At 44.6% G+C, this 20984-nt stretch carries 18 protein-coding genes and 5 tRNA genes; 11 read left to right on the forward strand and 12 right to left on the reverse strand.

The window, feature by feature from the left end; translation table 11 throughout:
* Positions 1-8: 8 nt before the first annotated feature.
* Positions 9-608: a tRNA-uridine aminocarboxypropyltransferase gene (locus tag DUN60_RS02995; RefSeq protein WP_114633132.1), complete on the forward strand. Its 600-nt coding sequence runs from the start codon at positions 9-11 to the stop codon at positions 606-608.
* Between the two features lie 26 nt (positions 609-634).
* Here the strand turns inward: DUN60_RS02995 and DUN60_RS03000 are convergent, their stop codons facing one another.
* From DUN60_RS03000 to DUN60_RS03010, 3 genes are all read right to left on the reverse strand, one after another.
* The gene (locus tag DUN60_RS03000; protein WP_114633133.1) at positions 635-1978 is read right to left on the reverse strand and encodes an anti-phage deoxyguanosine triphosphatase; all 1344 of its coding nucleotides are present in this window, start codon (positions 1976-1978) and stop codon (positions 635-637) included.
* 54 nt (positions 1979-2032) lie between these two features.
* Positions 2033-2617, reverse strand: a complete 585-nt coding sequence (gene yfbR, locus DUN60_RS03005) for a 5'-deoxynucleotidase (RefSeq protein WP_017060613.1) — start codon at positions 2615-2617, stop codon at positions 2033-2035.
* A gap of 331 nt (positions 2618-2948) precedes the next feature.
* Complete coding sequence (locus DUN60_RS03010; protein ID WP_114633134.1) at positions 2949-4181, reverse strand: pyridoxal phosphate-dependent aminotransferase; 1233 nt, start codon at positions 4179-4181, stop codon at positions 2949-2951.
* A 296-nt stretch (positions 4182-4477) separates the two neighbouring features.
* Between DUN60_RS03010 and DUN60_RS03015 the strand changes: the two genes are divergently transcribed.
* The 7 genes from DUN60_RS03015 to DUN60_RS24510 all read left to right on the forward strand — a co-directional run bounded on the left by DUN60_RS03015 (position 4478) and on the right by DUN60_RS24510 (position 12203).
* The gene (locus tag DUN60_RS03015) at positions 4478-5785 is read left to right on the forward strand and encodes an isochorismate synthase (protein ID WP_004736095.1); all 1308 of its coding nucleotides are present in this window, start codon (positions 4478-4480) and stop codon (positions 5783-5785) included.
* The gene (gene menD, locus DUN60_RS03020) at positions 5782-7506 is read left to right on the forward strand and encodes a 2-succinyl-5-enolpyruvyl-6-hydroxy-3-cyclohexene-1-carboxylic-acid synthase (RefSeq protein ID WP_114633135.1); all 1725 of its coding nucleotides are present in this window, start codon (positions 5782-5784) and stop codon (positions 7504-7506) included. The genes DUN60_RS03015 and menD overlap by 4 nt, the downstream gene beginning before the upstream one ends.
* A gap of 9 nt (positions 7507-7515) precedes the next feature.
* The gene (gene menH, locus DUN60_RS03025) at positions 7516-8316 is read left to right on the forward strand and encodes a 2-succinyl-6-hydroxy-2,4-cyclohexadiene-1-carboxylate synthase (protein WP_065206784.1); all 801 of its coding nucleotides are present in this window, start codon (positions 7516-7518) and stop codon (positions 8314-8316) included.
* A gap of 102 nt (positions 8317-8418) precedes the next feature.
* Complete coding sequence (gene menB, locus DUN60_RS03030; protein WP_029222208.1) at positions 8419-9285, forward strand: 1,4-dihydroxy-2-naphthoyl-CoA synthase; 867 nt, start codon at positions 8419-8421, stop codon at positions 9283-9285.
* Positions 9286-9360: 75 nt separating this feature from the next.
* A complete protein-coding gene (menC, locus tag DUN60_RS03035; RefSeq protein WP_114633136.1) occupies positions 9361-10368 on the forward strand; it encodes an o-succinylbenzoate synthase in 1008 nt (335 codons plus the stop codon).
* 52 nt (positions 10369-10420) lie between these two features.
* Complete coding sequence (gene menE / locus DUN60_RS03040) at positions 10421-11854, forward strand: o-succinylbenzoate--CoA ligase (RefSeq protein WP_114633137.1); 1434 nt, start codon at positions 10421-10423, stop codon at positions 11852-11854.
* A gap of 181 nt (positions 11855-12035) precedes the next feature.
* The gene (locus DUN60_RS24510; protein ID WP_004736103.1) at positions 12036-12203 is read left to right on the forward strand and encodes a hypothetical protein; all 168 of its coding nucleotides are present in this window, start codon (positions 12036-12038) and stop codon (positions 12201-12203) included.
* 133 nt (positions 12204-12336) lie between these two features.
* Here the strand turns inward: DUN60_RS24510 and DUN60_RS03045 are convergent, their stop codons facing one another.
* From DUN60_RS03045 to DUN60_RS03055, 3 genes are all read right to left on the reverse strand, one after another.
* The gene (locus DUN60_RS03045; RefSeq protein WP_004736106.1) at positions 12337-13257 is read right to left on the reverse strand and encodes a YeiH family protein; all 921 of its coding nucleotides are present in this window, start codon (positions 13255-13257) and stop codon (positions 12337-12339) included.
* A 146-nt stretch (positions 13258-13403) separates the two neighbouring features.
* Positions 13404-15278 carry an MFS transporter gene (locus tag DUN60_RS03050; RefSeq protein ID WP_114633138.1) on the reverse strand — a complete coding sequence of 625 codons (1875 nt, stop codon included), beginning with the start codon at positions 15276-15278 and terminating at the stop codon, positions 13404-13406.
* A gap of 17 nt (positions 15279-15295) precedes the next feature.
* Complete coding sequence (locus tag DUN60_RS03055) at positions 15296-15886, reverse strand: TetR/AcrR family transcriptional regulator (RefSeq protein ID WP_004736110.1); 591 nt, start codon at positions 15884-15886, stop codon at positions 15296-15298.
* Positions 15887-16082: 196 nt separating this feature from the next.
* Between DUN60_RS03055 and DUN60_RS03060 the strand changes: the two genes are divergently transcribed.
* From DUN60_RS03060 to tsgA, 3 genes are all read left to right on the forward strand, one after another.
* Positions 16083-16991, forward strand: a complete 909-nt coding sequence (locus tag DUN60_RS03060) for a Tim44 domain-containing protein (RefSeq protein ID WP_114633139.1) — start codon at positions 16083-16085, stop codon at positions 16989-16991.
* Positions 16992-17259: 268 nt separating this feature from the next.
* Positions 17260-17967 (forward strand): purine-nucleoside phosphorylase, encoded by a 708-nt coding sequence (gene deoD / locus DUN60_RS03065; protein WP_114633140.1) that lies wholly within the window; start codon positions 17260-17262, stop codon positions 17965-17967.
* Between the two features lie 72 nt (positions 17968-18039).
* Positions 18040-19212, forward strand: coding sequence for an MFS transporter TsgA (tsgA, locus tag DUN60_RS03070; protein WP_114633141.1), 1173 nt, complete (start codon positions 18040-18042; stop codon positions 19210-19212).
* A 52-nt stretch (positions 19213-19264) separates the two neighbouring features.
* Here the strand turns inward: tsgA and DUN60_RS03075 are convergent, their stop codons facing one another.
* The 6 genes from DUN60_RS03075 to DUN60_RS03100 all read right to left on the reverse strand — a co-directional run bounded on the left by DUN60_RS03075 (position 19265) and on the right by DUN60_RS03100 (position 20942).
* Positions 19265-19945, reverse strand: a complete 681-nt coding sequence (locus DUN60_RS03075; RefSeq protein WP_114633142.1) for a Crp/Fnr family transcriptional regulator — start codon at positions 19943-19945, stop codon at positions 19265-19267.
* 163 nt (positions 19946-20108) lie between these two features.
* Positions 20109-20193 (reverse strand) — tRNA-Tyr (locus tag DUN60_RS03080).
* 102 nt (positions 20194-20295) lie between these two features.
* Positions 20296-20380, reverse strand: a tRNA-Tyr gene (locus DUN60_RS03085).
* A gap of 102 nt (positions 20381-20482) precedes the next feature.
* Positions 20483-20567, reverse strand: a tRNA-Tyr gene (locus DUN60_RS03090).
* 103 nt (positions 20568-20670) lie between these two features.
* Positions 20671-20755, reverse strand: a tRNA-Tyr gene (locus DUN60_RS03095).
* Positions 20756-20857: 102 nt separating this feature from the next.
* Positions 20858-20942: transfer RNA gene (locus DUN60_RS03100), tRNA-Tyr, on the reverse strand.
* Positions 20943-20984: the final 42 nt, after the last annotated feature.

A 20984-nucleotide genomic window follows, 5' to 3' on the forward strand; every position in this document is an offset into this window, starting at 1 on the left:
TTAAATCCATGTCTCGTTATTGCCCCCAATGCAGCAAGGCTTTGAAAGCTTGTATTTGTCAGTGGGTTACACCACTCGAATCGAATGTTGAGCTTATCATTCTTCAGCACCCATCAGAAGAGCATCGCCCGATGGGAACTGCGCGTATCCTCTCGTTATCTCTAAATAACAGCGTGACGTTTGTCGGTGAAGATTTTTCAGACAACAAACAATTGAACGCATTACTGGCCAATGAACATTACCAACATGTGATTTTATACCCAAGCGAAAACTCTGTTTCAGTTGAGTCGGCAACATCTCCTAATAAGAAATTGCGTGTGATTTTATTGGATGGGACGTGGAAGAAGGCGTTCAAGATGTGGCAGGTGTCGAGTAACTTGCATGCGCTGAGCACGGTTCATTTACCGAAAGACCTCAAGGGTAATTATCGAATCCGTAAAGCGCCCAGTGAAAACAGCCTTTCTACCGTCGAAGCCGGCTATCATTTGCTTAGCTTGCTAGAGAGTAATGGTGACTTTAGCCCTTTGCTAACGGCATTTGACCAAATGATTCAGTTTCAAATCAATCAAATGCCGCCGGGTGTGTTTGAGAAAAATTATTTAGATTAAGCCGTCACATTGAAGCGAGTACGCCGTTAAAATTCCGTATGAGCTGAGAACAGTTGTTGATGCATTTTCTGCGCAAGATCATCGGTCATGGATGAGATGTAATCGGCTATCACGCGCATCTTTCTCGATTCATCTTGATGCTGTAGCCATTGCTTCTTGATGGGCAGTGGCAGCAAGCGTTCAGGATCAGCACTGAACGCTTCAAACATGTCCATGATGATCTGTTGGCCCTTGTATTCGATTACCTGAACCTGAGGGACTTGAATCACGAACTCGCTGACAAAGTGCTTCAGTTTATCGAGTGTGCCATCCATGCTCGGTTCAAGCACGGCATTGTAAGCCAACAGCACATTCTCAAAGCTAGCATCCACTCGTTCAATAGAAATACTGGTCAACAGAGCGTTAACTATCCCACCAATCGCATCCTTTCGACGATACTGCTCACCAGAGAAAAGCATCTCTGTAATTGAATCTAGGTGTTCACAAATCCAAGGATCGGCCATCTCTTTAAGTTGAGGGTAAGCTGAATCTACCCATTGAGCTTTGGTCACAGAGCCAAGCACAATGGCATCTTCTAAATCATGTACGCCATACGCGATGTCATCGGCCAACTCCATGATTGAACAATCAAGTGACTTATATTTGGTCTTATTGTGCTCAAGTGGCTCGGTATGCGTTTTTCTTTTCTGTTTTAGAAGCTGTTGGTCGCTGCTTGAAAGCGGCTCCAGTACCCAGTTAAAAAGTTCTTCATCATGATCGTAGATGCCTTTTGCTGGCATCCAATCTTTGGCTCGGAGTTGTCGTTGGTGCTTAACAGGCTCAGACTGTAATTTAGCTTGAACTTCGCTAAGAAGTGAAGGGTATTTAATCAACCCCAACAGAGTGCGTCGAGATAGATTCATCCCGTGATGTTCGGTGTAGGGTTCTAGCTGTGTGACAATGCGAAACGTTTGGGCATTGCCTTCAAAGCCACCGTGGTCGCGCATCATATAGTTCAACGCGACTTCACCACCATGCCCATAAGGCGGGTGGCCAATGTCGTGAGCTAAACACAGTGAATCAATCAAGCTATCTGAGGGGAGAAGATCTCGAAACTCGATCTGCTTTTTCTTGAGTTGAGCGACAATGCCAGTACCAAGTTGTGCGGCTTCTAGCGAATGGGTAAGGCGAGTTCGGTGGAAATCGTTTACCGTGGTGCCGTGAACTTGGGTTTTTGCTTGGAGGCGACGAAAAGCAGCAGAGTGAAGCACACGCGCACGATCGCGTTGATACGGGCTACGATGGTCATCACGCCTTATTTTATGTTCATCGTCATTTCGATGTTGCCATTCTTGTTCGAGTTCAAATGGTGGTTCGAGTGGAGAAGTCAAAATAGCACCTATCAATCTGATTTATTTAGCTAATTACACTCAAGTTATACCCAGCTAGCTTATCTCGTCTAGTGATAATTCAAAGCTTGGCGCAAATGTGGTGAGAAAGTAGTCCATTTCTGGGCTTTTACGCTGTTCGAGTGTTTCTTCCAGTCGGCGTTTCGCTTGCTCGTATTCATGATTGCCCGCACTGAGCTCCTCCAAGCATTTCAAATAAGCACAGATCGTGTCGGCTTGTTTAACGATGCTTTGCTCTTCTTTACTTGCTGTTCCAGATATCAAAAACGGGGCGAAGTCGTCGCGGAACTCTTCTGGCAGCATTGAAAGCAGTCTTTGCTCTGCTGCCGCTTCTATCTTTTTATACTCTTGTGCGATGTCTGGATTGTAGTATTTAACTGGCGTCGGTAAATCACCCGTTAGCACTTCACTGGTATCGTGATACATGCCAAGCAGCGCAATGTGCTCGGGGTTGAGCTGGCCATCAAACTTCTTATTTTTAATCAATGCCAAGGCGTGTGCGACGAAAGCAACTTGCAGGCTATGTTCTGAAATGTTCTCACTTGAGACTGAGCGCATGAGGGGCCATCGTTGGATAAGCTTCATACGGGCAAGATGGGCAAAGAAATGGCTCTGTTTCATACGCGTCCTTTTAGTACCAATCGTAGTAAATAACTGGTCATCCTAGCTTGTTAAAAAACTCGATAACTTTGTTAGAATTTTTGATTGTAGAATAACTACTTACCAAAAAATCCTGCCTTGTTCTCAAGTTTTTTTCCTACGCTATTTCTGACACTTACTTACTGTGATTGGTATAAGCAATGCTCCACTCGTATCTTGTGTTAACTCAAGCAGTACGAGACAGCGGATACAAAAAAGGCTCCCAAACAGGAGCCCTTTAAGCATAGAAGTGATTGATTACAAGTTAAAGTCTTTTAAAACAGCAAATTGTAGTCATCTTTCTTTGTGCTAATTAACCTTCGATGAGGTCGTCTTGGCTGTAGGTCTGTAAGAAGCGCTCTAGACGACCAATCGCGATTTCTAGGTCTTCGATATGTGGCAGAGTCACGATGCGGAAGTGATCCGGTTTTGGCCAGTTGAAGCCAGTACCTTGAACCAATAGCACCTTCTCTTGCTTAAGGAAATCGAGCACGAATTTCTGATCGTCTTTGATGTTGTACATATTGGTGTCGATCTTAGGGAACAGGTACATCGCGCCTTTTGGTTTCACACAAGAAACGCCAGGGATTTTGTTGATCAGTTCCCATGCACGGTCACGTTGCTCAAGCAGTCGACCACCAGGAAGAATCAGTTCGTTGATACTCTGATAACCACCCAGTGCTGTTTGGATGGCGTGCTGCATTGGTACGTTGGCACACAAACGCATCGAGGCCAGCATTTCTAGCCCTTCAACGTAGCCTTTCGCTATGTGCTTCGGACCCGTTAAGAACATCCAGCCACCACGGAAACCACACACGCGGTAAGCCTTAGATAGACCATTGAATGTGACCATTAGTACGTCTTCAGCAAGCGTTGCGACTGAAGTATGTACGGCACCGTCGTAAAGCACTTTGTCGTAGATTTCATCAGCGAAGATGATCAAACCGTGTTCACGAGCAATCTCAACAACTTGTAATAGGAAATCACGGCTGTATACCGCGCCCGTTGGGTTGTTCGGGTTGATAAGAACGATGCCGCGAGTCTTTGGTGAGATCTTCGCACGCATGTCGTCTAGATCTGGATACCAATCAGCATCTTCATCACACAGGTAGTGAACCGGTGTACCACCAGAAAGCGCAACAGATGCTGTCCATAGTGGGTAGTCCGGAGCGGGAACTAAGATTTCATCACCATTATCCAGTAGCGCCTGCATAGACATAACGATAAGCTCTGATGCGCCATTACCAATGTAAACGTCTTCTACATCAAGGTTACGTAGGCCTTTTTTCTGGTAGTGCTGAACAACCGCTTTGCGGGCTGAATAGATGCCTTTTGAGTCACAGTAACCTTGAGATGTCGGTAGGTTACGGATTACATCAACAAGGATTTCATCAGGGGCGTCAAAACCAAATGGGGCGGGGTTACCAATATTAAGCTTTAGTATTTTATGCCCTTCTTCTTCCATGCGCTTAGCATGTTTGAGTACAGGCCCCCTGATTTCGTAGCATACGCTGTTGAGTTTTGACGACATCCCGATATTTTGCATTGCCGATTTCCTGAAATTAATTTAAATACTTTATTAAAGTACCGCAAAATGGGGTTTGATAGAATAAAAATCTGATGAATGTCGCATTTCAGTGTCACGTTTGGTCTTTTTGTTGTCACTCTTTTCTAAATTTTAATTAATCGCTTTCTTTGTTGTTGTCTAAGATGAATAAAGAGGCTGGATCGCTTAAAATCACAGGAATGTTCAAAAGATATAGTAGATTCTTGATCTAAGTGGGTGCTGCCCATAAAGTATCAAACTAATATAATAATAATTTAGATGTGAACGAGGTCGATTTGTCACATTTCCAGCAAACTATCTCCGCTTTGATTGAGCGAGTACAAAATGCCCAAGCAAGTGAAGTTCGTTGTGTTGAAGTTCTAACGCAAAAACCATCGTTTGCATTTATAGAATGGCTTCATGCTCAACCGCTCTTTCCAAAGTTCTACTGGCAGTCACGTGACACTCGTGAAGAGGTCGTCGCGCTCGGTCAACTGCACACTTTTTCTGATCCTGCTCCCGCGTACGCAATTCTTGGTGAAGACCAACGAATCTGGGGTGGACGTTCATTTGATGGACATACCGCAAAGAACCGTCGTTGCATGGAATCGTTTTTCTTCCTTCCTCAGGTTGAATTAATCCGCTTTGACGACACTTGGTCGCTAGCGGTTAACTTGTCTCCTGATCGCGTTGCCTCCATTAACGCTTTGAATAAGCTTTCTGTAGAAGCGGCGATATTGGCACCTTTGTCGGCTCACATTGAACAGATTAACCACGTTCCAGAACGAGAACAGTGGGGTAATTTGGTCGATAAAGTGCTTCAGGGCATTAGCGACGAAGAGTACAAGAAAGTTGTTTTAGCGCGTAAAACCACACTGCAGCTCGATGCGCCAATCTGCGCGGCTCAATTACTCAAGGCCAGCTACCTGCAAAACCATCACAGCTTTCACTTTATGTTGGTATTGGATTCTAAACACAGCTTTATTGGCTCAACGCCAGAGCGTTTGTATAGCCGGTATGGGACAGAGCTGGATACTGAAGCGCTAGCGGGAACCATTGGTCGCGGAGAAAACGCGACAGAAGATATGGAGTTAGCGAACTGGCTTTCTCAAGACAGTAAAAACCTCAATGAGAACCAGTATGTGGTCGACGACATCATTGAGCGCCTAACTCCTCATTCTCAAACGGTCCATGTTGAAAAGGATACGCGTCTTGTGCGCTTGCGTAAGGTGCAGCATCTTAAGCGTAATATCCACGCCCAGCTTAATAATGGCGTTAACGGTGTGCAGTTGCTTGCTGCATTACAGCCGACTGCTGCGGTGGCGGGTTTGCCGCGTAAAGAGGCGATGGACTTCATTCTTGAACACGAACCGTTTGCGCGAGGCTGGTATGCAGGCTCTGTTGGCTATATCAGTCATCAGAGAGCAGAGTTTTGTGTCGCGATTCGAAGCGCGTTAGTTGTAAACGATCAAGTACAGCTGTTTGCTGGCGCAGGGATCGTGCCGGGATCGGTTGCCGAGCATGAATGGCAAGAATTGAACAAGAAGATGTCAACCTTACTCAGCTTGATTTCGGATCACCCGCCGTTGGGTGTGGCGTCATGAATCACGACCAAGCCGTATTAAATAGAGTTTGGAGTCACACATTACTTGAAGAGCTAGCACGCAACGGTGTTGAACATGTTTGTGTTGCACCGGGCTCTCGCTCAACGCCGTTAACTCTAGAAGCTGAAGCCAACTCCAAGTTAACCTTACACACGCACTTTGATGAGCGTGGTCTTGGATTTTTAGCTTTAGGTTTAGCTAAAGCCAGTGATAAGCCAGTTGCCGTGATTGTTACCTCTGGTACTGCTGTCGCTAACCTTCTTCCTGCGACGGCTGAATCTGGGCTGACACGAGATAAGCTGATTTTGCTGACCTCTGATAGACCCATCGACTTGGTCGACTGTGGTGCCAATCAAGCGATTCAGCAACAGGGTATCTTTTCTTCCCATGTTGAAAGTGCTTTAAACTTACCAAGCCCTAGTACACAAGTTTCTCTGAATTGGTTACTGACATCGGTTGATCACGCCCTAGTGAAACAACGCAATGTTGGTGGTGCGATTCATATCAACTGTCCGTTCCCAGAACCTCTATATTCTGCAAATAGCGTGGAAATGTATGCGGAATACACATCCAGTGTCGCTGGGTGGAAATCGGGAACAGGTAGTTACAGCCAAACGTTTTTACCTAATCAAGTGAACACACAACCTATTGCTCCAGGTGAGTATCTTGGACGTAAGGGTGTGGTTATTCTCGGTTCGCTAGATATTGAACAGGCGAAAAAAGCTCAGCAGTTTGCCACTGCATTAGGTTGGCCAGTTTTTTGTGACCCTCAATCAGGTGTCACAAGTGATTGGAAACATTATGATCTTTGGATGCAGAGTGACGTAGCGAAAGAACAACTTAACCAATGTGATTTCATCCTTCAGTTCGGTGAGCGCATTGTTTCTAAGCGCCTTAATCATTGGATAAAGTCGCAAGCATCATCATTCTGCTCATCACAATATATTGTTGTGTCACCAGATACGCACCGAATCAACCAAGATCATCTGCCTCAAACTCATATCGTTGCTGCTATCGAGTCATGGGTGTCAGAGCAGCATTTACCCACCTTGCTAGGCCAGCATGCAGGTTGGGCGGCTCCTTTAATCGAGGTCGCAAATACTGTTCAGCAACTCGCCCTCGCGCAAATATCCAACAATGACCAATTGACGGAACTCAGTGTTGCCGTTGACTTGTCGTCTAGACTTAAAGGCAGAGAGCTATTTGTGGGAAATAGCTTGATGGTAAGGCTGGTGGATATGCTGTCATCAATATCTGCGAATCAAGTTTACAGTAACCGTGGTGCATCGGGCATTGACGGCTTGGTGGCGACGGCTGCGGGCGTGGTGAAAGCCAACCAGAATCCTTTGTTGATGTTGATTGGTGATACCTCTTTGTTGTACGACCTCAATTCACTGGCTCTGCTGACTCATAATTTAACGCCGATGGTTATTGTTGTGACCAACAATGACGGTGGTGCAATCTTTGACTTGTTGCCGGTACCAGAGCAGCAAAAACAGTCACTTTATCAAATGCCTCATGGTTTCAGTTTTGAACACGCTGCTGCGCAGTTCCAACTTGGTTACGCTGCACCAGAAACCTTGAATTGCTATCAAAACATTATCGAACAACATTTCGAACAGGGTCAGGGTACCTTGCTCGTTGAAGTTAAGACGCCTCCCGAACAAGCGTCTACTTTGCTGAAACAATTCAGTTCAATGCTCACCGAGGCATTAGCCTAAGGACTTTACATGCTTTACTCCAATTATTACCCAGCTGTACAAGAACCTTCCGACAAACCTTTGCTTGTTTTTTTACATGGTTTACTCGGAAGCGGGGATGATTGGAGTGCATGTCATCCATATCTAGAGGATTTTCCTCGTCTTTGCATAGATTTGCCCGGGCACGGACAAAGCCGCTTTATCGATCCGGTAGGCTTTGATCATTGCTGCAAGAAAATCGTTCAGTGCATTACTTCTCAACTTGCCCTCAACGATCTTCCTGCGGATTACCCTATCGTGGTAATTGGCTACTCTATGGGAGGAAGGCTCGCCATGTATGGGGTGACAAGCCCTTGCTTCGAAACACTCAATCTAGAGAAAGTCATTATTGAAGGTGGCAACTTTGGTCTGGAGCGTGATGAAGAACGAGCACAAAGGTTAGTACATGATACGCAGTGGGCTGTCCGCTTTGCGCAGCAGTCGATTGAAGATGTTTTAGACGATTGGTATCAACAAAGCGTCTTTTCTTCACTAAATCATGAGCAAAGACAAACTTTGGTCATAAAGCGTAGTGGTAACCTTGGAGTATCCGTAGCAAATATGTTGTTATCTACTTCGTTAGCTAAGCAACCGGATTTACGTGCCACATTGAAATCTCATGAGCATTTATTGCATTATGTGTGTGGAGAAAAAGATCGTAAATTCATGGAGCTAGCTGAGAATAGTGGCTTTGAATATAGTCAGGTTGATTACGCGGGTCATAATGTTCATTTTGAGCAACCAGAGTTGTTTTCAAACTTGATAATCCAATGTATCGCCAGTCGTCGCTAATCTGACTGAGCGGATCTCTAGTCTCAAGCACTATCAAAAGCAGAGCAACACCGTCACGACTACTTGTTAGTCGTGGTCTCTAATAGAACAATGGGAATCACCATGGCTAAAACAGTAGGCATCACAGAAGAAGAACTTTACGCGGCAGTTAACTGGAGCGATGAAAGCAGTCAATTCGAAGATATTCAGTACCACAAGTCTGACGACGGTATTGCGAAAATCACGATTGCGCGTCCTCAAGTCCACAATGCGTTCCGTCCACAAACCGTAAAAGAGATGATCAATGCACTGGCTGATGCTCGTTATGACGAGAAGGTTGGCGTAATCATTTTGACGGGTCTTGGTGAGAAGGCATTCTGTTCTGGTGGTGACCAAAGTATTCGTGGTGACTACGGCGGCTATCAAGATGATTCAGGTACACATCACCTGAACGTGCTTGATTTCCAACGTCAAATTCGTACTTGTCCCAAACCAGTAATCGCAGCGGTATCGGGTTGGGCAGTCGGTGGTGGTCATGTTCTTCACATGATGGCAGACCTTACCATTGCAGCTGAAAACGCGCAGTTCGGTCAGACGGGCCCTAAAGTAGGCTCATTCGACGGCGGTTGGGGTGCTTCTTACATGGCTCGTATCGTTGGTCAGAAGAAAGCACGTGAAATCTGGTTCTTGTGTCGTTTCTACGATGCTCAAGAAGCATTGGACATGGGTCTAGTAAATACTGTAGTGCCTGTTGCCGACCTAGAAAAAGAAACGGTTCGTTGGTGTCGTGAAGTGCTTCAACACAGCCCAATGGCGCTGCGTTGCTTGAAAGCCGCACTAAACGCAGACTGTGATGGTCAAGCTGGTCTACAAGAGTTGGCGGGTAACGCAACCATGATGTTCTACATGACAGAAGAAGGCCAAGAAGGCCGAAACGCATTTAACGAGAAGCGTCGACCTGATTTCGACAAATTTCCGCGTAACCCATAGTCTTTCTCTTCTTTAAAATGAGTCGCTAATAGCGGCTCGTTTTGTTTTGATGTTCCCCGTTTTTTAGGAAACTTTATGAACTCAGTGAATTCTCAGCGTCACGCTAAACTCTACCGTTATCAACTACCTATGGATAGTGGTGTGATTCTTCGTGACAATAAGTTGAACGAACGCGTTGGCTATATCATCCAACTTGAGTGTGATGGTAAAACTGGCTTTGGCGAAGTCGCACCTTTGCCAGGTTTTAGCCAAGAAGATGCCGAACAAGCCGGTATTCAGCTTCAACACGAATTAGAGCTTTGGAGCCACAATAACCCTCAAACGCCTTTTGATGATCTATATCCTTCTGTTGCCTTCGGTTTTTCAATGGCGATGATGGAATTACGAGGCGAACTCAATGCTGAAGGTAACGACCAAGTTGCGCCGTTGTGTACAGGCGATCCAGATGAATTGATCCCTGTGCTGAATGAGATGAAAGGCGAGAAGGTCGCGAAAGTGAAAGTCGGTCTTTACGAAGCGATTCGCGATGGTATGTTGGTTAGCTTATTCCTTGAGTCGATACCTGATTTGACCCTAAGACTTGATGCTAACCGTGCGTGGAAGCCGGAGAAAGCGAAGCAGTTCATTAAGTACATTTCGCCGTCACTGCGTCAGCGTATTAGCTTTATTGAAGAGCCTTGCCAGAAACCAGAAGACAGCTTGGCATTTGCTATTGACCATGGCGTAGCGATTGCGTGGGACGAAACATTGCAAGAAGCGGTGCGAAGCCCTGAATTTGATCTTAGCGACCTTACTGGTGTTAAAGCTGTCGTGATCAAGCCAACTCTTATTGGTTCTGTAGAGCGTTGTGTGGCAATCATTGAGCGTGCACAGCAACTCGGTATCAAACCAGTACTAAGCTCAAGCATAGAGTCTAGCCTTGGCTTAACTCAGATTGCTCGATTAGCACAACAATACTTGCCTAATGAAGTTCCAGGACTTGATACAATTGGCTTGTATCAGCAACAGCTAGAGGTTTCTTGGCCGGGTTGTCAGCTTCCGGTTTCTACTCTTGAGCAGCAACAATTGATTTGGTCTTCTTAAGCTGATCGTTCGATTGGCTTAGACCGTTTTCAATCTATAACTTGGTTATCTTATGATGCGCCCACAATCTAATCATCACCCGCTTTGGGTACAGTGGGCGCAGCAAAACCCACATCAAACAGCGTTAGTGACTACTCACCATACTTATACTTGGCAGCAAGTGTCTGTGCTAGTGAGTGAGTACCAACAACAGCTATCTCAGCAAGGCCTATCTGAAGGTGACGTCCTGACGATTGTTGGTAAGAATCAAGCTGAAGTGACCCCTGTTTACCTTGCCGCACTCAATTTGGGTGTGGTTTGTGCGTTTACGATGCCTCAGCCTAGCTTACGCCTGAAGAAAAAGCTCGATTCCTTAAATCAAGCAGGTCAACAAAACTACCTTTGGCTTTTGGACAGTAGCGGGATAGAGCAATCAGAGACTGTCGATTTGAATACTCAGTTGGTGACCTTATCTTGCTTAAATGAAGTGAAGGTCGATGGTGATGATAATCGGATAACGGCATCTCAAGACTCCAACTTCAATCCGAAAAATCTAGCGAGTATCGTATTCACTTCAGGTTCTACCGGAAATCCGAAAGCAGTGGCTCACACGCTTGAGCAGCATTTATGCTCGGCGGTCGGGTTACTCGACGTTTTTTATTTTGAACAAGGTGACACTTGGTTACTGAGTTTACCTATGTACCATGTGTCAGGATTAGCGATAGTTCATCGTTGGTTGGCGGCAGGTGGTTGCATCAAAATAGGCAGAGGTCAGCTTGAAACCGACATCGAAGGTTGTAGTCACGCTTCATTAGTGGCTACGCAGCTACATCGATTACTAAAGAGTAAGCAAGCACTTACTTTAACTCATGTACTTTTGGGTGGTAGCCATATTCCAGAAGCTCTTGGGCTTGAAGCTCAACACATGGGTATCGAAACATGGCTTGGCTACGGCATGACAGAAGCGGCTTCAACAGTGACTGCGAAGCCCGTTGATGCCAGTAGCACGGCCGGATTTGTCCTTAACCATCGCCAACTAAAAATTGAAGAACAACGTATCTTTATTGGCGGCGAGACGCTCGCTTCCGGTTATTACTATCAAGGTGACTTAACGCCACTGGTGGATGACCAAGGTTGGTTCGACAGTAAAGACCTCGGTGAATGGGATGGCGAACAAGTGTCGATTATTGGCCGCGCCGACAATCAGTTTATTTCTGGTGGTGAGAACATTCATTGCGAGGAGATTGAGCGAGCACTCAACCAATTGTCTGAGGTTAATCAGTCTTTTATTGTTCCAATTGAAGATGATGAGTTCGGATTTCGACCTGTCGCTATTGTGGATTGTGCTGATTTGCCAACCAAAGAGTGGTTTGCTGAGCAATTGAATGGCCGTCTTGAGCGGTTCAAATTTCCTGTTGAGTATTATCGAATGCCTAAGCAAGAACAACAGGGTATTAAGGTCTCACGCGCTGGGTTGGCACAGTGGTTGTCTCAGCATAGGAGTTAAAGGTAAGCGCTTACCTCGACGTTATTTGCGAAGCTGTTAGGTGATTCAGTTGTTAGGTGACTAAGTTGGCAGGCGGTTAGTTAATTTAGCAATTAGATAGTTCAAAACAGAATTTATTATCTTTATAACCATCCATCATAATAAGTCCTATAAATAACGAATTATAGAATAAGGTCTTATTATGAAAATTGCCCTCATCATTGCGGTTTTACTGCAGATAGGCCAAGCGGTCACTTCGTCAGGGTTGACTCGCTCGTTGGCTGAACTCACCGCATTTGTGTTGGTTGTGGTACTTGTTTTAATGAAAAGAGAGAGCAAGAAGAGTGATAAGCCCCTGTTTGATTTGTGATTGTTGCAACAAAGAATATCTTTACCACAAACGATAAAGGCAAAGCCCATTTGAGCTTTGCCTTTTTGTTTTGTTGCTCGCTAATCTGAGTGTCTAGGTAACCGAACAACCAGTTAAAGCGTTTCTTTGCGAACTAAGCAAGAGTTAACCACGCCAAAGAACCTGTCGAAATCATAGTCCACATCGTAATACCAAACATCAATGGCTTCGGCCCTGCTGCTTTTAACTTCTCTACAGAAATACCACAGCCAATTAAGAACAGACACACAACCAACGCGCGTTTGGACACATCAAAGATCCCTTGGTAGACCATCTCAAATTGTGGCAGCAAGTCACTGATAGCAATGGCGGCGCAGTAGAAGAAAATGAAGTAAGGAATCGTAATCTTCTTTTGATCGTTCTTGAAGATCATCGCGCTGACTAAAGCGATTGGGATGATCCAAAGTGCACGAGCGAGCTTCAATGTTGTCGCTGTCGTCAGTGCTTCTTCACCGTAAGCCGAAGCTGCACCTACCACAGAAGATGTATCGTGAATCGCAATGGCGGCCCAAGTACCAAATGTTTGTTGGCTTAACTCAAGCGCGTGGCCAATCATCGGGAATAAGAATAGAGCTACCGAGTTCAACACAAATACCGTAGCTAATGCCAAGCCAATCTGTTCATCGTCCGCTTTAATCGCAGGTGCTACAGCTGCTATCGCGCTACCACCACAAATAGCGGTACCTGAAGAGATAAGGTAGCCCGTGGTGCGATCCAATCCCATTCGTTTGGCTAAGAACCAACCAATGACTAACGTACCAATGATGGTCGTGACAATTAAACCAATACCGTCGCCTGTTACTGCCAATGCTTTTTCAAACTGAATGCCAAAGCCTAAGCCGACAATCGAGTAGGCCAGTAACTTCTTTGTGAGTTTGCCGACTTCTAGATGCTCAGGGACTAAACCTAAACTAGCAAGCAGAAAGCCAATAACGAGGGCCGTCGGTGAGCTTACCCAAGGTGTTAAGCAAAACAGTGCAGCAAGATAAAATGGAGCAGACTTTTTTAGGTTCATTGTATTTAGAGTCTTGTTGTGTTGTCACGTTATTGTAATGAGACCACTATACGTTCAATAAAATGATAAGTAAGTCTAAATGAATTGAACAAACGTTAAGGAAAACTTAACGCTTGTTCAGCTGATATGAATAAAGGGCTGGTTAGCTAGCGTAGTGTTCCGCGAAGGTCTGAGACTGACTGCCGAAGAGTTTTGCATGAGGCATCTTTAGCGAGAATTGGCTTGCCAGCTTCTATCTCTAACTTGGTCCAGAAGCGGGTTGGTAGTCCTTTGCAGGCACTGCCTTTGTAACGACTGAAGTAGCTGCCCCATAGCCCTTTGAGAGCCATTGGAATGACTGACACAGGAGATCGTTTGATAATCAGCTCCATTCCACGCATGAACTCTGCGACTTCACCATCAGAGGTTAGCTTTCCTTCTGGAAAAATACACACGATGTGGCCTTCATGCAGGGCGCGTTCTACTTCTTTAAAAGCATTTCGAATAGAGATACGGTTGGTTGCGGAGATTGGAATAACCCCAGCTCTTTTCAAGAAACGTCGAATAGGCGGCAACTTGGTGTAATCTTCTTCCATCACAAAGCGGATCAAGCGAGGGCAAACGGCGCTCAGCAATAATGCATCCATATAACTCACATGGTTGCAGATAATCAATGCGCCGCCTTTTTCTGGAAGGTGATGTAAATTTTTATGTTTAACTCGGTACATGGTGTGAGTGACCACCCACGTAAAGAAACGGAAAGCGTAAATAGGCACCTGATAAAACAGATACAACATAACCAAAGTGTTTCCTATCGCGAGCAGTACAAACAGTTGTGGAATTGAAAACTCCAAAATACTAAGGCAAACAATACCTAACACAGCGCTCCCGACCATGAATAGCGAGTTGTAGATATTGAGCCCAGCGATTACTTGAGCTCGCTCATTTGGCTTTGCCCGTAGCTGCATTAGAGAGTAAAGCGGAACAATAAAGATACCGCCAGAGATCCCCAGTAATAGAAGATAAGCAAACAGCGGCCAAAGTTCGGAATACGTCACAAACTGATGGAAAGAGTTAAAGTCAGGCAAAGACTCCGGAATTGATGTTGCCATCAACAGGCCGAAGATCGAAATACCTAGGCTACCCATTGGCACGATGCCGATTTCAATACGGTGATTAGATAGTTTATCGCAAGCCAAAGAGCCAATCGCAATGCCTACCGAGAACAGTGCCAATAAAAACGCGACAGCGCTTTCAGTACCGTTTAGGTAAACCTTGGTGAAGTTGGGAAACTGAGTGAGGTAAGCTGCACCGAGGAACCAGAACCAGCTGATCGACATCAGTGCTTGAAAGGTTGGGCGGTCTTTTTTGGCAATCGCCAGTGTCGCGCGGGTCAGTTTTACAGGTTGCCACTTTACTTTAAGGTCTGGTGCATTACTTGGTGCTTGTGGGATAAAGCAGCTCGATACATAGCCAAGCACGGCGAACGAAACAATACATATCGCAGCAATGAGTTTTGCGCTTTCTTCTGACGCAATAATACCAGCACCTAGAGTACCGATTAGGATGGCTAAGAATGTGCCTGTTTCAACCAGAGCATTTCCGGACACAAGCTCTTTGGTTTCTAACTGTTGCGGAAGTAGGGCGTACTTAACGGGGCCAAAGAAGGCACTTTGTGTCCCCATCAAAAACAGAAGTAGCAGTAATATTTCGTAGCTTTCGTAGATAAATCCGACCGCACCCAGTGACATTATCACCACTTCAAGAAGCTTAACTTTACGGATAAACCACGATTTTTCATATTTGTCTGCCAGCACACCAGCCAAAGCAGAAAATAGGAAGAAGGGCAGAATAAAAAGGCCAGCGGCCAAATTAATGAATAAATTGCTGGAAATAGGTAGCGTGTCTACGCTTGCGAAAGCAACAAACAGTAACAGAACATTTTTGAATATGTTGTCATTAAAGGCTCCCAGAAATTGGGTAATAAAGTAGGGTAGGAACCTTTTTTGCGTTAACAGCGAAGATTGGCTGCTGTTGTTCATTGTCTTTCCTTGGATGATTACCAGTTGGTTAAGTAGTTTGAGACTAGGTTATTGATCAACTCTTTACCATCGATAGGCTCAGAGGCGAAAAATTTATCATCAACGCTAAGTAGAGTAATTCCATGTACTCCAGACCATAATACACGGCTGGCTTTAACGACTTCGCTTTCAGTATGTTCAGGAGCAATCGCGATTAATAGTTGCTCTAGCATACCTGTCATTCTATCGATACGGTTCGATTGCCATTCAGGAAGGTTTTCACCGTTCATGTTGTGCTCAAAGATAAGCTGCCAACGGTGAGGGTGTTTTTGTGCAAAATCGTGGTAGCAGTAGGCAAGGTTGAATAGAGCTTGCTGAGGATTGCTCGATTGTTCAACTGCTACAGCAGATTCTGACGCCAGTTCATCTAATGTTTGAGCAACAACATGCAATAGCAATAGGTTGTAGTTGCCGAATACATTCACCAAGGTACTTGGAACATAACCAATCATATTGGCGATTTTGCGTAGACTTAACTCGTGATAAGAGTGCTCTTCTAAGAAGTCGGTCACCGTTTTTAAGGTTAATTGCACTAATTGTTCGCGAGTGTGATCGTTTCGTCTTGCCATGGGTACTTTCTATTAAATGAACATCGTTCAATATTTTAATGCTGCCCCAGAGTGTCGTCAATCCCTTCGCTAGTTTAGTAATCAATTAATAGCCGCAATATTATGATACATGTGTAAACGTCGTGAATATTTCATTGTTCTTTGTTAACGAGTATGATTAAGGTGTCGAAAGATAAAAAACCTATAAAGGATAATAATGAAACGATTTTTCTCACTAGTCGCGATCCTGTTGGTAACAGTCGCGGTGACGCCAATCGCGGAAGCGAAAAAGTTTGGTGGTGGTAAGTCATTTGGCAAAAGCTTTAAAACGGCTCCAGCACCAAAACAACAAAACACGAATTCGATCCGTCAAGATCAAACAGGTAAGAACACAGCAGCTAACTCTAGCAAGAAAGGCCTTATGGGCGGTCTGCTAGGTGGTTTACTTGCTGGTGGTCTTTTAGCTGCATTCTTTGGTGGCGCATTTGAAGGTATCCAGTTCATGGATATTCTGATTATGGGGCTGATTGCTTTCCTAGCGTTTAAATTCCTACGCGGAATGTTGGGTGCGAAGCAGGGCTCAATGAATCAGCAGAATGGACGTGGCCAACAGCCAGCATTCGGCGGCATGGGTCAGAACAAGTTTGAACAACCTAAGCAACAACCAAATGTTCATAACTTCGAGCAAGCACAACCTCAATCACAAGGCACTGCTGGTGGCTTCGGTTTTGGTGCACAAAGCGATGTTCCACATAACTACCCGCCGGGCTTTGATCAAGCGGCATTCATCAATGGTTCTCGTGAGCACTACCGTACACTGCAAGGTGCATGGAACCACAACGAGCTAAACACGATTGAAGAATACGTATCTCCAAGCCTATTTGAAGACCTAAAAGCTGAGCGTAATAAGCTAGACGGTGATCAGCACACAGACGTAATGTACGTTGATGCTGAAATCGTTCGTGCAGACCACGATGGTAGCAAAGCACAGCTAAGCCTTCAGTTTAGTGGTCGTTACCGTGACACTGCGGATGGCGTTGAAGAAGATATCACAGATATCTGGCACCTAGAGCGTGACCTAACAACTGACAATGCACCTTGGTTAATTGTTGGTATTCAAGGCTAATTCCAAGATTTAACTCAACATCAATATGATGTAGTTATTCGGAATGACACCAAATAATTGAAAGCCCCTGCTGAGAAATCAGCAGGGGCTTTTTTGTGTGCTAAGGATAGTAAGCCAGTCATACCTAGGTTCTTATAACGGCTATTTTCTCTGTTTTGATAGAGAGATTCAAATTTGAGAGGCAGTACTTTGAAAGCGGACATTTGTCCTCAATGCTTTGTGCCATTGCTCCTTATGATTGCGTCAACAAAACAAATAAGGAAACATTATGACTGCACATATTGCTGGTACTGCTGAGGATTTCGCATCTACGGTAATTATGCCGGGAGATCCACTACGAGCGAAATACATTGCTGAAACCTATTTAGAAGACTCAAAGCTCGTGACCGATATTCGTAACATGCTTGGATATACAGGCTATTACAAAGGGCAACGTATCTCAGTAATGGGTCATGGCATGGGTGTTCCTTCAATGGTTCTCTATGGTCACGAACTGATTAATGATTTCGGTGTGAAGCGAATTATTCGTATTGGTAGTGTTGGTGCAACACAGAAAGATGTGATGATGCGTGATGTGATTCTGGCGCAAGCAGCTGGGACAGACTCTCCAACGAATGCTAAGCGCAGCAATGGTTACCACATGGCGACCTCGGCAACGTTTGAATTATTGCACAATGCTTATGTCTCAGCGAAAGAAAAAAATATAGATGTAAAAGTTGGCAACGTCTTCACTGGTGACCTTTATTACGATCCTGATGAAGACCTCATTCCTGCGCTGGAGCGTTTCGGTGTGCTAGGTATCGATATGGAAGTTGCTGGTTTATACGGACTAGCGCAACAATTCGGTATTGAGTCATTAGCTATTCTAACGGTATCTGATCATTGCATTACGGGCGAAGAGACGACTGCAGAAGAGCGTCAGCTTTCATTCAATAACATGATTGAAATTGCTTTAGAAACGGCAATAAAAGCTTAAGCCTATGTGGAGAGCTGAAAGCTAAGCTCTCCAAAACTAGAACATCTAACCTACGAGCCCTTGGAGTGAACAATGAAAAATAAAATGACACTCACTGCTATCAGTTTCCTCGCCAACTTCGTTATGGCGGGTTTTGCGACACAATTTGGTATGTTGGTCGAACCAATAGCCAATACATTTAACGCGAATGTAAATGAAGTCGCATCAATATTTTCTTTATTAAATGGTGGAGCACTCGCCGGAACTATTGCTGCTTTTTTCCTAATTGAAAAAGTCGGGATTAAGCGCATGACGGTGCTGTGCTATGGCATTATCGCACTGTCTTCATTAGGCCTTTATATCTCACCTTCGTTATCGATCGTGATGTTATGTATGACTATCATTGGCTTTTGTGGCGGTGTCGGTCTGTGTATCGCTGGTACTATTGTCGTTTCACTATGGAAAGACAAAATTCAGAGCACAATGTTAGTGGTACAAGACGCGACGTTTAACATTGCTGGTGTTGTGTTCCCTATGATCACTACTTACGCACTTACTAATGCTATGAGTTGGAGCATTAGTTACTTGAGTGTTGGCGTGGTTGCGTTGGCCACAATGTTTATCGCCTTGCTGACTAACTTCAATCAATGTGGTGATGAAAGCGAAACACAAACTGAATCAAAGTCTGAGTGGAACTTTGGTATTATCAGCGGTGGTATCGGATTGTTCTTAGGAATGCTTGCGCTTTATACTTTCTTAACTTGGGCACCAATGTTTGTGAAAGAGAAATTCGATATTCCATTTGAACAAGCGGGTAATATTATTACTCAGTATTGGTCAGCTGCGTTGGTTGGTGCCTTGGTTTCGACTGTGATTGTATCGCGTATGAAGATTCAATATTTCTTATTGACGATTATTACGCTTGCTATGGTGATAACGAGCGTCATCGTTACTACAAATCAACTAGAATGGCTCTCTTACCTGACTTACGGCTACGGGTTTGCATGTGCCGCACTTTACAATGCTTTCATTGCTTATGGTGTCTCATTTGTTCGCAATGCATCAAGTAAGAATGTTTCTTATATATTGGTCAGCGGTAGTGCTGGTGCAATGTTTAGCCCAGCGATTAGCTCTATGATGGAAAGTATTGTTGGTCTCCAAACGGTTATGTACGCTATCCCTGTTATCTATGCAGTTGTGTTAGTGATGCTTATGGCATCTATAAAGTACAAAGCAAACCAATCAGATCAAACTCAAATAGCGTAAATCGTCATCGGTTTTAAGCCGACCCGGAAAAGGTCTGCATTTATGCAGGCCTTTACTGCTCCGTAAACTTTCTAAGCCCTTCTAGATCAAGAATCCTTAAGCCTTTCTTTTCTTTTGCAATAAAGCCTTTGTGTTCAAGTTCTTTCACTGCACGGCGGTAGACTCTATCAGTAGTAGCGAAGCGTTCCGCTTCAAGATAGTTCTTTTGAAAGCCATCGACGGGTAAGTCATTCAAATATTGATGATAAATATCGTAGGCAACATTATAAGTAATCGGGTATAGAAGACGCCTTGTTAGGATCTCGACCGTGTCTTGATAGTCAATAGCGATAGCGATAGCGCTAGCGAAATAGAGAGAAAGCCTAGGTTGTTCTAACAAGTACTTTTTTAGCTTTTGAGCATCAATGATAGATACGTTGACGGGCTCGATTGGCATAATATCCATTTGGCATCGGTATCCTGTAAAGAATTCCATTTCTCCGAAGACTTGTTGCTCACACTCAAGAGTACCTAACAAAAATGTTCTACCGTTTCGAGCTGTCATTCCCATAGAAACTCTACCGGAATCAACAAGGTAAAGGTTATCTACATGCTCTCCTTGAGTTAATAGCTTCTCATTTTCCTCAAATATTCTGCTCGTACAAATACAATCACGAATGGTTTGTTCGATTAGTTGCTTGTCTTCAGTCCACTCAGTTTCGAAGCGTCCTTTTCCTAGAGTTTGTAGCTGCATATTTGACTTTTATTCAGTTGTTGAGAGATGTTTCTCAACTTGGATGATAGGTTATCAAGATCGTTGAACGAGAAAGGTAACGGGTACAGGGAAATATTATACACAGAAACGAAAAAAGCCAACTCAATGAGTTGGCTTTTCGATTTTCCAATTAAGGAGAATATGGTGGAGGGAGACGGATTCGAACCATCGAAGGCAGTGCCGGCAGATTTACAGTCTGCTCCCTTTGGCCACTCGGGAACCCCTCCAGGGTGTGTCTTACTCTTCACAAAGTAAGCCTAAATTGATGTTTTCCCATAATCCCATCAATCAGGTTGTTCTCTTAACTCTCGAAAGAGGTAAGAAGAATATGGTGGAGGGAGACGGATTCGAACCATCGAAGGCAGTGCCGGCAGATTTACAGTCTGCTCCCTTTGGCCACTCGGGAACCCCTCCAGGGTGTGTCTTACTCTTCACAAAGTAAGCCTAAATTGATGTTTTCCCATAAGCCCATCAATTAGGTTGTTCTCTTAACTCTTAAAAGAGGTAAGAAGAATATGGTGGAGGGAGACGGATTCGAACCATCGAAGGCAGTGCCGGCAGATTTACAGTCTGCTCCCTTTGGCCACTCGGGAACCCCTCCAGGGTGTGTCTTACTCTTCACAAAGTAAGCCTAAATTGATGTTTTCCCATAAGCCCATCAATCCGGTTGTTCTCTTAACTCTTATAAAGAGGTAAGAAGAATATGGTGGAGGGAGACGGATTCGAACCATCGAAGGCAGTGCCGGCAGATTTACAGTCTGCTCCCTTTGGCCACTCGGGAACCCCTCCAGGGTGTGTCTTACTCTTCACAAAGTAAGCCTAAATTGATGTTTTCCCATAAGCCCATCAATCAGGTTGTTCTCTTAACTCTTAAAAGAGGTAAGAAGAATATGGTGGAGGGAGACGGATTCGAACCATCGAAGGCAGTGCCGGCAGATTTACAGTCTGCTCCCTTTGGCCACTCGGGAACCCCTCCAGGGTGTGTCTTACTTTTCACAAAGTAAGCCTAAATTGATGT

The sequence above is a fragment of the Vibrio splendidus genome, assembly GCF_003345295.1.
Lineage (GTDB): Bacteria > Pseudomonadota > Gammaproteobacteria > Enterobacterales > Vibrionaceae > Vibrio > Vibrio splendidus_K.